This window comes from Mesorhizobium sp. M0184, assembly GCF_040322215.1.
In the GTDB taxonomy this organism is placed as follows: Bacteria; Pseudomonadota; Alphaproteobacteria; order Rhizobiales; family Rhizobiaceae; genus Mesorhizobium.
Window position 1 is genome coordinate 149117 of sequence record NZ_JAMYSZ010000013.1, and the last position, 13988, is coordinate 163104.

Here is a 13988-nt window from a genome sequence, read left to right on the forward strand (position 1 = left end):
GCTATTTGATCAATATCGCCCGGAGATCGTTGACGTTTGTGCCGGTCGGACCGGGTACGAAAAGGTCATCTACGGCATTGAATGCCGTCCAGGCGTTGTTGCCGGCAAGCATGGCCTTGGCATCGACGCCCGCCTTGTGCATCCGCGACACTGTCGAGCCGTCGGCGAAGGCGCCGGCATTGTCTTCCGAACCGTCAATGCCGTCGGTGTCGGCGGCCAGTGCGTGGACGCCCGCCATGCCGCTGACCCCAATGGCGAAGGCGAGCAGGAATTCCGAGTTGCGGCCGCCTTTGCCTTTCGCGCGCAAGGTCACGGTCGTCTCGCCGCCCGACAGGATCAGCACCGGTTTTGCGAATGGCCGGTTGCGCGTCGCCACTTCGCGCGCGATTGCAGCGTGGACGCCGCCGACCTCACGCGCCTCGCCCTCGATGGAATCGGAGAGAATGACCGCTTCGATACCTTGGTACCTGGCTTCGGCCGCAGCCGCTTCCAGCGATACGCCGGCCGAGGCGATCAGATGTACCTCGTTGCGCGAAAAACGCGGATCATCGACGCGCGGTGCATCGGCGGCCGGCGAATTGATGTGCGCCATCACTGAAGCCGGTAGTTTCATGTCATAGGCGGCGATAGACGCTAATGCATCTTCGCGGCTGCCGGAATCGGGAACGGTCGGGCCGGAAGCGACCAGCGCCGGATTATCGCCCGGAATGTCGGAGACCACCAGCGACACCACCGTGGCTGGATAGGCGGCGGCCGCCAGCCTGCCGCCCTTGATCGTGGAAACATGTTTGCGGATGGTGTTCATCGCGGCGATCGGCGCGCCGGAGGCGAGCAGCGCCTCGTTGACAGCGACCTCATCGGCCAGCGTCAGACCTTCGGCAGGTGACGGCAGCAGCGCCGAGCCGCCGCCCGAAATGAGCGCCACGACGAGGTCGTCCGCAGTCAGTCCCTGGACCTTTTCGAGCAGCCGTCGCGAGGCCTCCAGCCCCGCGGCATCCGGCACCGGATGCGCCGCCTCGATGATCTCGATGCGCCGGCAGGCCGCGCCATAGCCGTAGCGGGTGACGACCAAACCTTCGATCGGCCGGTCCCACACTTTCTCGAAAGCCGCCGCCATCTGCGCCGAGCCTTTTCCTGCACCGATCACGATCGTCCGTCCCTTCGGCCTTGCGGGCAAATGATCCTTGATCGTCCTCTGGGGATCGGCGGCGGCAACGGCGGCGTTGAAGATCGAAATGAGAAAGGACTTGGGATCGAGCGCGGTCATACTGAGCTACCACGGACGCTGTGCGAGCTTCTGCGGCGTTTGCACTGCCCCTCACCCTTACCCTCTCCCCGTATAGAGACGGGGAGAGGGGATCGCCAGCGTTGGAGCGTTTCCCTTCTCCCCGTCACTACGCGGGGAGAAGGTGCCGGCAGGCGGATGAGGGGCAGCGCCAACGTCACGATGTTGCTTCCGGCGGCAGGACCAACTCCTGGCTATCGACGCCCAAGTAGCTACACAGCGTATCGACGACCACTCCGTGGTCCTGGCGCTCCGGTAGACCGGAGATGGCGATCACGCCGATGACGCCAGCGCCCTTGACAGTGATGGGAAAGCCGCCACCGGCCAGCACATAGTCGGCAACGTCCAGCCCCTCGCCGGGCTTGAAGCTGCGGTCGGGGCGCTGCTGCTCCAGCACAATGCGGTAGGTGCTTTTCAGGAACCGCCGCACGACGTTGATCTTGCGCCGCGCCCAGTCCGGATTGGAGGCGTTCGAGCCGGGCATTGCCGCATAGAACAGCGGCCGGTCGAAAGTTCTGATATCGACGATGATCGGCAGGTTTTCCTTGAGAGCCCGGTCGCGGATCGCCGAGCCGATCTCGAAGGCGACGGCTTCATCGAAGGCCGAAAAGACAAGCGTGGCTTCCTGTTTCTTGATCAGAGCGATGTCGTCCGCAACGGCCATGTCGTTCCCCTGTCGATCTCGCCTGTTGCTTTGGCGGATGGCTGCCGCCCGGTCAAGCCGGCCGCATACGACGGCTAAACCGCTATATCCGCCTTGGCCGCCCGGCCGGCGACATAGACCTCGCGCACGGCGCGGTCGTCGCCGAGCGTCTGCAGCAGAAACAATTCCTCGGCGAGCGTGTCCGCCGTCTCCACCCGCAGCCGCATCGCCGGCGTGGCGCGGGCGTCGAGCACGATGATATCGGCGTCGCTGCCTTCCTCCAGGGTGCCGATCTTTTCCGCAAGCGACAGCGCCTCGGCATTGCCGCGGGTCAGCTGCCAGAAGGACTGGAACGGATTGAGCTTCTCGCCGTTCAGCGCGATCACCTTGTAGCCCTCGTCCATGGTGCGCAGCATCGAATAGTTGGTGCCACCGCCGACATCGGTGGCGGCGGCGATGCGAAGCGGCTTCTCGCGGCGCCTATAACGCTGATAATCGAACAGGCCCGAGCCGAGAAACAGGTTGGAGGTCGGGCAGAACACCGCCACCGAGCCGCTATCCGAAAGCGCATCCGCCTCGCGTTCCGACAGGTGGATGCAATGGCCGAACAGGCTTCTGCGCCCGAGCAGCCCACAGTGTTCGTAGATGTCGGTGTAGTCCCGCGTCTGCGGGTACAATTGCTGCGTGAAGGCGATCTCGGCGTGGTTTTCCGACAGATGCGTCTGCATGTGCAGATCAGGATATTCGCGGCAGAGCGCGCCCGCCATCTCCAATTGCTCGGGCGACGAGGTGATGGCGAAGCGCGGCGTGATGGCATAGTGCTGGCGCCCCTTGCCGTGCCACTCATCGATCAACGCCTTGCTGTCGTCATAGCCCGATTGCGGCGTGTCGAGCACGCCGTCCGGCGCGTTGCGGTCCATCATCACCTTGCCGGCGATGTTGAGCATGTTGCGGTCGTGCGACTCGGCAAAGAACGCCTCGGCAGATTCCTTGTGTACCGAGCAATAGGCCGCGACTGTCGTGGTGCCATGCCGCAATACTTCATCCAGGAACAGCCTGGCAATACGGCGGCCATGCTGGGCGTTCTGGAATTTTGTCTCTTCCGGAAAAGTGTAGGTGTTCAGCCAGTCGAGCAGCTCGGCGCCGAAGGAAGCGATGACCTGCATCTGCGGAAAATGCGCGTGCGCATCGATGAACCCGGGCAGCAGCAGATGCGGCCTGTGGTCGATTTTTTTTGTTCCCTCGCCCGCCTTTTTCTCGACCTCGGCATAGGCGCCCGCGGCAACGATCCTGCCGTCGCGCATCAGCAGGCCGCCATCTTGCTCGTAACGCCAGGCGGAATGGTCGTCGATGGTTTCGGGCCAGCGCAAAAACGACAGCGTACGGCCGCGCAGGAGCGTGCTGGTCATTTCCTTGCGCCTTCGAACCATGCCACCAGCAGCGCCCGTTCCTTGTCGGTGATCTGGGTGACGTTGGCGGGCGGCATGGCGTGGCTGCGGCCAGCCTGCAGGTAGATCTCGCCGGCGTGCTCGGCGATGCCGGCATCGGTGTCGAGCATCACGCCCTTCGGTGCGTGGTAAATGCCCGCGTAGGACGGCTCCGCCGCGTGGCACATCGAACAGCGGCCAAGCACCGTATCGCGCACGGCAGGGAAATGCGCCGAGGCAACGTAGACCTGTGCCGCCGAGGACGTTTTGACCTCGCCGGTCAGCAGCTTCGGTGCCGTCGACAGCCAGATGATGACGACGAACAGGACGGCGGCCGCCAGCCAGGTCCAGGTAGGATTGCCTTTGCGCGCATGCCTGGTGTTGAAATAGTGCCGGATCAGCACGCCGATGATGAACACCAGCGAGGCGATGACCCAGTTGAACTCTGTCCCGAACGCCAGCGGATAATGGTTCGACAGCATCAGGAACAAAACCGGCAGCGTCAGGTAATTGTTGTGCAGCGAGCGCTGCTTGGCGATCTTGCCGTATTTCGGATCGGGCTTACGGCCGGCGATCAGGTCGGCGACGACGATCTTCTGGTTGGGGATGATGACCATGAAAACGTTGGCCGACATGATCGTCGCGGTAATGGCGCCGAGATGCAGGAAGGCGGCGCGGCCGGTGAACAGGTGGGTCAGTCCCCAGGCCATGAATACCAGCACCCCATACAGCACCAGCATCAGGCCGGTGTCGCTGTTGCCGAGCGGCGAACGGCACAAGAGATCGTAGACCACCCAGCCGACGCCGATCGTCGCCAGCGACAGCAAGATGCCTGTAGGCACCGACATGGCAAGGACATTCGGATCGATCAGGAACAGGTCCGCCCCGGCATAGTAGACGACGCACAGCATGGCGAAGCCCGACAGCCAGGTGGCGTAGGATTCCCACTTGAACCAGGTCAGATGCTCGGGCATCTCAGCCGGCGCCACCAGATATTTCTGCACATGGTAGAAGCCGCCGCCATGCACCTGCCATTCCTCGCCGAAGGCTCCGGCAGGCATGCCCGGACGCTGGCGCAGCCCGAGATCGAGCGCGACGAAATAAAAGGACGATCCAATCCAGGCGATACCGGTGACGACGTGCAGCCAGCGCACGGCGAAACTCAGCCAATCCCAGAATATCGCGAAATCCATCATGAAAAAATCGTCCCTGCCGATCCACTGACTTTACGGACTGGAGCGCAAACGGAAAGAGCCGAGCTGCACGATGACTTTCAAAAAAATTTGGAAAATACTAGGCTCGTTACACGCTGCCACATGAGAGCCACGAAAGCCGCATGGCCTATCTCGACAACATCGCCGTTTTCGTCCGCGTCGTCGAGCTCGGGAATTTATCGGCGGCTGGGCGCGACATGCGCATTTCGCCGGCAGTCGCTTCCAATCGCATCAAGGAGCTCGAGAAGCATCTCGGTGTCAGGCTGTTCAACCGCACGACGCGGCAGTTGATGCCGACCGAGCACGGCACGGTGTTCTACTCCGGCGCCAAGCAGGTGCTGGAGGCGGTCACCGAGGCGGAAGCGGCGGTCAGCGCGTTATCCGGGCAGCCGCGCGGCACCATAAAGGTGACAGCGCCGCTTGGCCTCGGGCGGCGGCTGGTGGCATCCGGCATCCCGGATTTCCACGACAGATACCCCGATATCGAGGTGCGGCTCCGGTTATCCGACCACAATGTGGATATCATGAAGGAAGGCATCGACGTTGCCTTCCGGCTGGGCATCATCGAGGATTCCAGCCTCAGGATGCGCGGCATCATGGAATGCGAACGCGTTCTGGTGGCGGCTCCGCAATATCTGGAAGCGCGCGGCGAGCCTACCGAGCCGCAGGAGTTGATCGGCAAGAAGCACGATTGCCTGATGCTGCGCTATTCCGGCGCGCGCGAATATGTCTGGACGCTGCAGACGCCGAACGGACCGCAAAAGTTCGAGGTGCACGGCCCCTACGATACCGATGATGGCGACGTGCTGACCGGCTGGGCGCTGTCCGGCCGCGGCATCATCAACAAGCCGCGCTTCGAGGTCGAGCCGTTTATCCGCGACCAGCGGCTGAAGGTGATCCTGAGCAACACGCCGCCGACGCCGGTGCAGTTCGCCGCCGTCTACCCGCACAAGAAGCTGCAGGATCCGAAGGTGCGGCTGCTGCTCGATTTCATGGCCGAGCGCTGCCAGCGGCTGATCAGGGATATTCTGGCCGGCAAATGATCGTCGGCTGGCCGGTTGCTTTCCGTCCAGCCGGCGAGATAATTCTCAAGGAATCTCGCTCAACAGGGAAAAGCGATGGCCAACGGCGCCACAATTTGTCTCGCCGTTTCACTGTCTCCGGAAGCCGCCCCTTCCCATCCGCCCGACGCCGGCTCGGACTTCAGTCTGCTGACGCGGTTCGTGCAAGAAGCCGAAGCGGCCGGTCTGGACATGGTGTTGCTGGGCGATTCCGCACCGGTTGCAGGCGGGCCGAACCGGCAAATGCGCTTCGAAGCAACGACCTTGGTGGCGGCGCTGGCGACGGTGACAAGCAGGATCGGCCTCGTCGCGGCAGCGTCGACGATCGCCCACCAGCCCTATAATCTCGCGCGCCGTTTCGCTTCGCTCGATATTATCAGCCATGGCCGCGCCGGCTGGAACGCGAGCATGTTTCCCGATCCGCGCGAGGCGGCCAATTTCAGCCGACCGGAAGGGTTTTCCGGCGACGATTTCCGCCTGCGCGTCGAGGAATTCATCGGCATCGTGCAAGGCTTGTGGAAAGGCTGGGACGCAGACGCGCTGCTGTTCGACAAAAGTGGCGGCCGCTTCTTCGATCCTGAAAAGATGCATTTGCTCGACCACAAGGGCGAATATTTTTCCGTGCGCGGGCCGCTCAACGTGGCGCGGTCGCCGCAGGACACGCCGGTGCTGGTCATGTCCGGCCTGTCCGAGCCCGACACGGATATCGCCGCCCGCACCGCCGATGTCGTCCTGCTGGATGAGGCATCGATCGAGCCGGCGAAGGCTGGCGATCTGAAGCGCCGTGCGCTTGCCTTCGGGCGCAGTCCGGAGGCGCTGAAAGTGCTGATGAACGTTACCGTCAGCGCCGAAATAACCGCCGCGCCGAACCTGTTTGCGGACAGGCTCGAAGAGTGCTTTCGCTCGAAAGCCTGCGACGGTTTCATCATCGCCATGCCGTTCACATCGGCGCTCGACGATTTCGTCGGTCTCGTGCTGCCGGAGCTTCGCCGCCGCGGCCTTGTCCGGTCCGGCTACAGCGCGGCGACACTGCGCGCCCATCTCGGGCTTGCAGGGGAGGATCGGCAATGAGCGCCGGTCGAGGCCAGATGAAGCTCGGCGCCTTCCTGTGGGCGACAGGCCACCACATCGCCGCCTGGCGCCATCCGCAGGCGCATGTCACGGCCGGCATCGACATCGATCATTACATCCAGCTGGCGCGGACGGCGGAAGCGGCAAAGTTCGACATGATCTTCTGCGAGGACGCCGCCGGCGTGCGCGAGGCCAATGTCAACATCGCCAGCCAAACGTCGCGCTCGATCGGCTTCGAGCCGATAAGCCTGCTTGCCGCGCTCGCCGTCCAGACGGAGCGCATCGGCCTCGTCTCCACGGCGTCGACGAGCTATAACGAGCCTTACGGACTGGCGCGGACCTTCCTGTCGCTCGACCATCTGAGCGGCGGCCGAGCCGGCTGGAACCTCGTCACTTCGGCGAGCCAGATCGAGGCCGCCAATTTCGGCTCGACCGGACTGCGCCCACATGCGGACCGCTACGAACGCGCGCGCGAATTCGCTGCCGTGGTTGCTGGCCTTTGGCAAGGCCAGGGTGGACACGAAGGCAGAAGTTTTTCGGTGCGTGACCCGCTCGATCTGCCGCGCTCGCCACAAGGTGCACCGGTTATGGTTCAGGCGGGAGCGTCGGATGAGGGCCGCGATCTCGCCGCCCGGACCGCCGATGTGGTGTTCACTGCGGCGCAGACATTCGAGGAGGCGAAGGCCTTCTACGACGACCTCAAGGGACGGCTGGCGGCCCATGGGCGCGAGCCGGAGGACGTCAAGATCATGCCCGGCGTCGCGCCGGTCGTCGCCGCAAGCGAAGCGGAAGCCCGGGCAAGACATGATGAACTGCAGGAGCTAATACCGGACGATGTCGGTGTCGCGCTGCTTTCCAGCTATCTCAGCATATCCGATCTCGCGCGCTATCCCATCGACGGACCGCTGCCCGAGCTGCCGGCCAGCGAAGGCATGCAGAGCCGGCAGGCGCTCGTCATCGAGCAATCCCGCCGCGACAAGCTGTCCATTCGCCAGCTTGCCTGTCATTTCGCCGGCGCGCGCGGTCATTGGCGCGTCGTCGGAACTCCGGCCCAGATCGCCGACCAGCTCGAGGCACGCTTCGAGGGCGGCGCGGCAGACGGTTTCAACGTCATGCCATCCTATTTTCCCGGCGAACTCGAAGCCTTTGCCACGCTAGTCGTGCCGGAGCTGCAGCGGCGCGGGCTGTTCCGTACGGATTATGAAGGCAGCACGCTGCGCGACCATCTGGGCTTGAAAACGCCGGCGTAAAACGACGAGCGGAACGAAAGTCGGAGATCGCCGTTTTGGGATGCTGTGCCGCGGCGATGAGGGCGTCTGCGCGCATATTCGATTGACCATCCCAAACTTCGCCCTCTTTTCAAACCACGCGGACGCAACCGCCACAGGAGCCGATCATGGATGCCATCGCCACCCGCAATGACCTGCAATCCAATGCCAAGAAAGAGTGTATCGATCTTCTCAATGCCCGCCTCGCCGACGCCATCGATCTGGCCTTGATCACCAAGCAGGCGCACTGGAACGTCAAGGGACCGCAATTCATCGCCATCCATGAGATGCTCGACACGTTCCGCGAGGAGATCGACGGCCAGGTCGACACCATTGCCGAGCGCGCCGTACAGCTCGGCGGCACGGCGCTCGGCACCTCGCAGGAGGTCTCGAAGGCGAGTATGCTGGAGGCCTATCCGACCGACATCCACAAGACCCGAGATCATCTGGCGGCGCTGATCGACCGCTATGCCGCAACCGCCAAGCGGGCACGCGCGGCGATCGACGAGGCGGCTGGCGCGGGTGACGCCGATACCGCCGACATCTTCACCGCCTATTCACGCTCGCTCGACAAATTGCTGTGGTTCCTTGAGGCGCACACGCAGGAGAAGGAATGAACCGGGCGTGGCCCGCGCGCGCTTCTTAGCGATACGGCTTTTCGTCCGACTTGTCTCGAAGTTCCTGCCACAGCAGATAGTACAGTAGACCCCTGCGTGTCATTGCGCCTGCTCAACGGTCGACACTGATGAAATGAGGCGCTCCGTCGAGAGTTGCGCACCTGATTTCACCAACGCCGTCATGATTTCGGCTGCGGCGAGTGCGGCGATCACCTGCGGGCGCTTGTCTTTCACCGCATCGCCGCCGATCGGCGAGACGAGGCGGGCAAATTCCGCCTCGCTTCCGTCCGCCGATTTCAGGAACCAGTTCCGGAACGTCGCCTTCTTGGTTCTGGAGCCGATCATGCCGACATAGGCGGCATCCCGGCGTTTCAGCGCCTCGGCGACGATCAGGAAGTCCAGCGCATGGTCATGGGTGAGGACGACGAAGGCGGATCCAGCCGGGGCTTCGCGCACCATTGCCTCAGGCATCGGCGTCAGGCTTGTTTTTACCGCTTCCGGCATGCCCTCCAGCGCCTCGGCTCGCGTCTCGACAACGACGACATGCACCGGCAGCAAGGCCATCGCGGAGGCCAGCGCTTGGCCGACATGGCCGCCGCCGAAGATGTAGACATGCGGTAGCTGCGCTTCCTCCGCTTCCGCCGCCGCAACCAGCTTGGCTTCAAGCGCGGGGTCGACCAGCCGGATCAGCAGCTCGACCCTGCCGCCGCAGCACTGCCCGATCTCCGGGCCGAGCGCGATGTCGAGCGTGGCGACAGCGTTGCGGCCAGCCCCCTTCTCCCCGTCACTATACGGGGAGAAGGTGCCGGCAGGCGGATGAGGGGCGGCGCCAACCTCGCCAGGGCCTGCGGCAGATCGACCAAGCATCTGCCGCGCTTTGTCGATCGCCATGTATTCGAGCTGGCCGCCGCCGATCGTGCCGAAAGTGGCCGATCCCGAGACGAGCATGAAGGCACCCGTCTCGCGCGGCGTCGAACCTTTTGTCCCGGCCACCTCGACGAAGGCGACCCGGCCGGCGCTGGCAAGAAAGGCTTTCAGGCTCTGCACTTTCGCGTTCATCATTTGCGTTCCCTATCGGGAAATATAGAGTTTTTCGGCCTGAATTGCACGTTTTCCGGGATTCAAGTGCCGGTCTTGGCTTCCCGCTTCAGCCGTTCGATCGCCAGCAGCACACGCTCCGGCGTGGCCGGCGGGTCGAGGCGTGGGCAGATCTTGTGGCTGGCAACGCTCGCCACTGCGTCCGACAGCGCATGCAGCACCGACATTGCGAGCGGAAAGGGCGGCTCGCCGACCGCCTTGGAGCGGTACACCGTCGGCTCGCCTGCTTGCGCCCAGTCGGCCAAAGTCACATTAAAAATCTTCGGCCGGTCCGACGCGAGCGGGATCTTGTAGGTCGATGGCGCATGGGTGCGCAGCCGCCCCTTGTCGTCCCACCACAGTTCCTCCGTTGTCAGCCAGCCCATGCCCTGGATGAAGCCGCCCTCGATCTGGCCGAGGTCGATGGCGCGGTTCAGCGAGCGGCCGGTTTCGTGCAGGATGTCGGTGCGATCGACGATATATTCGCCGGTCAGCGTGTCGACAGAGACTTCCGAGCACGCGGCGCCATAGGCGAAATAGTAGAAGGGATGGCCCTCGCCCTTGTCGCGGTCCCAATGGATTTTCGGCGTCTTGTAGAAACCCGCCGCCGAAAGCTGGATGCGCGCCATATAGGCCTGCCTGACGAGATCGGCGAAGGCGATCTCCTGGTTGCCGATGCGCACGCGGTTGGGCAGGAACAGCACCTGGTCGCGCGGCACCTGGTATCTCTCGACGGCAAAATTGGTCAACCGGTCCTTGATCTGGCGGGCGGCATTCTGCGCCGCCATGCCGTTGAGATCGGAGCCGGAAGACGCGGCGGTGGCCGAGGTATTCGGCACCTTGCCGGTCGTCGTCGCGGTGATCTTGACCTGATCGAGGTCGATCTGGAACTCTTCCGCCACGACCTGCGCCACCTTGACATAGAGGCCCTGCCCCATCTCGGTGCCGCCGTGGTTCAGATGCACCGAACCATCGGTGTAGACATGCACCAGCGCGCCGGCCTGGTTGTAGTGGGTGGCGGTGAACGAGATGCCGAACTTGACCGGCGTCAGCGCCAGTCCGCGCTTGATGAAGCGGCTGTTGGCATTGAAAGCATCGATGGTGCGGCGGCGCCTCGCATAGTCGGAACTCGCCTCCAACTCGGCGACGATGCGGTGGATGATGTTGTCCTCGACCGTCTGGTGATAGGGCGTGATGTTGCGGTCGCTGGTGCCGTAGAAATTCTTCTTGCGGATTTCGAGCGGGTCCTTGCCGACGGCAAACGCGACTTCGTCGATGACGCGCTCGGCGCCGACCATGCCTTGCGGGCCGCCGAAGCCGCGAAAGGCGGTGTTCGATACCGTGTTGGTGTAGAGCGGCGCCGATTGCGCGTGCACCGCCGGCCAGAAATAGGTGTTGTCGCAATGGAACAGCGCGCGGTCAGTGACCGGGCCGGAGAGGTCGGCCGAGAAGCCGCAGCGCGCCGCGAACATGAAATCTATGCCCAGAATATTGCCCTCGTCGTCGAAGCCGACCTCGTAGTTGACGAGGAAATCGTGGCGTTTGCCGGTGGCGATCATGTCGTCGTCGCGGTCGGGCCGGATTTTCACGGCCCGATGATGTTTCTTCGCGGCGATAGCGGCCAATGCCGCAAACTGATTGCCTTGCGTTTCCTTACCGCCGAAAGCGCCGCCCATCCGGCGGATTTCCACCGTCACCGCGTGGCTCGGCACACCGAGCGCATGGCTGACCATGTGCTGGATTTCGCTCGGGTGCTGGGTCGAGGAATAGATGGTGACGTCGTGGTCCTCGCCGGGGATGGCCAAGGCGATATGGCCTTCGAGATAGAAATGCTCCTGGCCGCCTATGCGCATCTTTCCCTTCAGCCGGCGCGGCGCCGCCTTGATCGCAGCCGCTGCATCACCGCGCTTCAGCGTCAGCGGCGGCGTGACCAGCTTATCCATCCGTGGATCGAGCTCACCGACATCGGCGACGAACGGCAATTCCTTGTATTCGACCTTGGCCAGCCTCGTTGCACGGCGCGCCTGCTCGCGGGTTTCGGCAATGACGCAGAAGATCGGCTGGCCAAAGAATTGCACCTTGCCGTCGGCCAGCACCGGCTCGTCGTGACGGCCGGTCGGCGAAATGTCGTTCTCGCCTGGCACGTCGCTCGCCATCAGCACGTCGATGACGCCGGGTGCGGCGCGCACCGCCGACAGGTCCATGCTGGTGATGGTGGCATGCGTCGCCGTCGAAAGCCCAAGGCAGCCATGCAGCGTGCCGGCCGGTTCCGGCATGTCGTCGATATAGACGGCCGTGCCACTGACATGCTTGTGCGCGGAATCATGGCGCTGGTCGGTGGCGACGCCGCCGGCGATTTTTTTTGCCTTCAGGGTTGGGGTGGCGTGCTTGTTCATCATGCCGCCTCGTGCCGTGATACCTGGATCGGCGCCCGGGTGCCGGTGGTTTCGGCAAAGAAGCGCAGCAGCAGGTTGCGCGCCGCCAGCGCCCGGTATTCGGCGCTTGCCCGCATGTCGGTCAGCGGCGTGAAATCGTCGGCATACGCGGCCATCGCCGCCTCGACCGTCGCTTCCGTCCAGGGCCTGCCAAGCAATGCCTTTTCGACGCCAAAGGCTCGCTTCGGCGTTGCCGCCATGCCGCCATAGGCGATGCGCACATCCGCCACCGTGCCATGCTCGGCGAGCTTCAGGAAAAACGCGCCTAGCGCTGCTGTGATGTCTTCGTCGCGGCGCTTGGTGATCTTGTAGACGGCAAATTTCGTCTCGCTACCCGGCACCGGAACATGCACGGCCTCGACGAATTCGCCGGGCTGCCTGTCCTGTCGGCCATAAGCGATGAAAAAATCCTCGAGTGGGATCGTCCGCAGCTTGTCGCCGCGGCGCAGCGTCAGGCGGGCACCGAGTGCGATCAGCGGCGGCGGCGTGTCGCCGATCGGCGAACCGTTGGCGATATTGCCGCCGATGGTGCCCATGTTGCGCACCTGATCGCCGCCGATTCGATCGAATAGCGGGCCGAGCGCCGGGATGCGTTTCGCCAGCGTCGAGAAGGCTTCGCTATAGGTGACACCGGCGCCGATCGAGACGACGCCCTTGTCCTCGGAAATCCCGCACAGACCATCGAGATTGCCGATGAAAACCGCCGGCGCAATATCGCGCATGTGCTTGGTCACCCAAAGGCCGACATCGGTCGAACCCGCGACGACAGTGGCGCCCGGCTCCTTGACGAGTACGCTGGCCAGATCGTCGGCATTGGCCGGCACGATCAGCCGCTTGTTGCCGGAGCCGATCTCGATGCGCGAACCGTCCTTCATCGCTTCGAGCTTGGCCGTGACTGCCTTGCGCTCCGCCGCCAACGGATCCTTTGCCGCCGTGCCGTAGCTGGAGATGGCACGTGCGGCGCGCATGATCGCCTCATAGCCGGTGCAGCGGCAGAGATTGCCTTGCAGCGCCTTTTCGATGGCGGCGTCCGACGGCTCCGGCGCCCGCATCCACAGAGCATAAAGCGACATGACGAAACCCGGTGTGCAGAAGCCGCATTGCGAGCCGTGGAAATCGACCATCGCCTGCTGTACGGGGTGCAGTTTTCCTGCGTCGCCGCGCAGATGCTCGACGGTCACGACATGCGTGCCGTCTAGCGAGCCAAGGAAGCGGATGCAGGCATTGACGCTTTCATAGACCAGTGTTCCACCGGAGAGCCTGCCGACCAGCACCGTGCAGGCGCCACAGTCGCCCTCGGCGCAACCTTCCTTGGTGCCGCGAAGCGAGCGGTCGAGCCGCAGCCAATCGAGCAGGGTCTGGTCGGGTGCAACCGTGCCGAGCGCGACGTCCTCGCCATTGAGGATGAAGCGGATTTCGTTGCGTGTCTTGATCCCTGCCATCTCAGCTTCCCCGGTAGGTCGAATAGCCGTACGGCGACAGAAGCAGCGGCACATGATAGTGCATCGGCTCGGCCATACCGAAGCGGATCGGCACATGGTCGAGGAAGGCCGGTTCCGCCAGTTTTGTCCCTTGCGCGCGCAGATAATCGCCGGCCGCAAAGACCAGCTCGTATTCGCCGGTGCGGAATTCCGCGCCGGCAAGCAGCGGAGCATCGCAACGGCCGTCATCATTGGTGACGACCGTTTTCAGATGCGTCCGGGCCTGACCGTCAAGATGATAGAGCTCGATCGACAGACCGGCCGCCGGTTTGCCGGCCGCAGTGTCGAGGACGTGGGTGGTCAGGCGCCCGCCTTCGGCTTTCGACGTTTCCGCCACTAGCTGCTCCATTCCCTGAACGGTCGAACACTATTCATGAATTGTGCGCCAATTAAAGGCGATGCATAAGTC

General features: G+C 63.6%; 12 protein-coding genes. 4 read left to right on the top strand and 8 right to left on the bottom strand.

Annotation, left to right across the window (positions count from 1 at the left end; genetic code table 11):
- Window position 1 precedes the first annotated feature (1 nt).
- From NKJ23_RS17995 to NKJ23_RS18010, 4 genes are all read right to left on the bottom strand, one after another.
- Entirely contained in the window at window positions 2-1267 is a 1266-nt protein-coding gene (locus NKJ23_RS17995) for a glycerate kinase type-2 family protein (protein WP_352681462.1), read from the bottom strand.
- A 175-nt stretch (window positions 1268-1442) separates the two neighbouring features.
- Window positions 1443-1949: a heme-degrading domain-containing protein gene (locus NKJ23_RS18000; protein ID WP_352681464.1), complete on the bottom strand. Its 507-nt coding sequence runs from the start codon at window positions 1947-1949 to the stop codon at window positions 1443-1445.
- A 74-nt stretch (window positions 1950-2023) separates the two neighbouring features.
- A complete protein-coding gene (guaD, locus tag NKJ23_RS18005; RefSeq protein WP_352681466.1) occupies window positions 2024-3337 on the bottom strand; it encodes a guanine deaminase in 1314 nt (437 codons plus the stop codon).
- On the bottom strand, window positions 3334-4551 hold the full coding sequence (locus NKJ23_RS18010) for a urate hydroxylase PuuD (RefSeq protein WP_352681468.1): 1218 nt from the start codon (window positions 4549-4551) through the stop codon (window positions 3334-3336). The genes guaD and NKJ23_RS18010 overlap by 4 nt, the downstream gene beginning before the upstream one ends.
- A gap of 140 nt (window positions 4552-4691) precedes the next feature.
- On the opposite strand from NKJ23_RS18010, the gene NKJ23_RS18015 reads away from it, so the two are divergent.
- The 4 genes from NKJ23_RS18015 to dps all read left to right on the top strand — a co-directional run bounded on the left by NKJ23_RS18015 (window position 4692) and on the right by dps (window position 8586).
- On the top strand, window positions 4692-5612 hold the full coding sequence (locus tag NKJ23_RS18015) for a LysR family transcriptional regulator (protein ID WP_352590951.1): 921 nt from the start codon (window positions 4692-4694) through the stop codon (window positions 5610-5612).
- 75 nt (window positions 5613-5687) lie between these two features.
- Window positions 5688-6701 (top strand): LLM class flavin-dependent oxidoreductase, encoded by a 1014-nt coding sequence (locus NKJ23_RS18020; RefSeq protein WP_352681470.1) that lies wholly within the window; start codon window positions 5688-5690, stop codon window positions 6699-6701.
- The gene (locus NKJ23_RS18025) at window positions 6698-7951 is read left to right on the top strand and encodes an LLM class flavin-dependent oxidoreductase (RefSeq protein WP_352681472.1); all 1254 of its coding nucleotides are present in this window, start codon (window positions 6698-6700) and stop codon (window positions 7949-7951) included. The genes NKJ23_RS18020 and NKJ23_RS18025 overlap by 4 nt, the downstream gene beginning before the upstream one ends.
- Before the next feature lie 146 nt (window positions 7952-8097).
- Window positions 8098-8586, top strand: coding sequence for a DNA starvation/stationary phase protection protein Dps (gene dps / locus NKJ23_RS18030; protein WP_352681474.1), 489 nt, complete (start codon window positions 8098-8100; stop codon window positions 8584-8586).
- Window positions 8587-8685: 99 nt separating this feature from the next.
- Here the strand turns inward: dps and xdhC are convergent, their stop codons facing one another.
- The 4 genes from xdhC to uraH all read right to left on the bottom strand — a co-directional run bounded on the left by xdhC (window position 8686) and on the right by uraH (window position 13916).
- Window positions 8686-9645: a xanthine dehydrogenase accessory protein XdhC gene (gene xdhC / locus NKJ23_RS18035; RefSeq protein WP_352681514.1), complete on the bottom strand. Its 960-nt coding sequence runs from the start codon at window positions 9643-9645 to the stop codon at window positions 8686-8688.
- Between the two features lie 62 nt (window positions 9646-9707).
- A complete protein-coding gene (gene xdhB, locus NKJ23_RS18040; protein ID WP_352681516.1) occupies window positions 9708-12059 on the bottom strand; it encodes a xanthine dehydrogenase molybdopterin binding subunit in 2352 nt (783 codons plus the stop codon).
- Window positions 12059-13540 carry a xanthine dehydrogenase small subunit gene (gene xdhA / locus NKJ23_RS18045; RefSeq protein ID WP_352681476.1) on the bottom strand — a complete coding sequence of 494 codons (1482 nt, stop codon included), beginning with the start codon at window positions 13538-13540 and terminating at the stop codon, window positions 12059-12061. Before xdhA ends, xdhB begins: the two co-directional genes overlap by 1 nt.
- Before the next feature lies 1 nt (window position 13541).
- A complete protein-coding gene (uraH, locus tag NKJ23_RS18050) occupies window positions 13542-13916 on the bottom strand; it encodes a hydroxyisourate hydrolase (protein WP_352681478.1) in 375 nt (124 codons plus the stop codon).
- Between the last annotated feature and the right edge of the window lie 72 nt (window positions 13917-13988).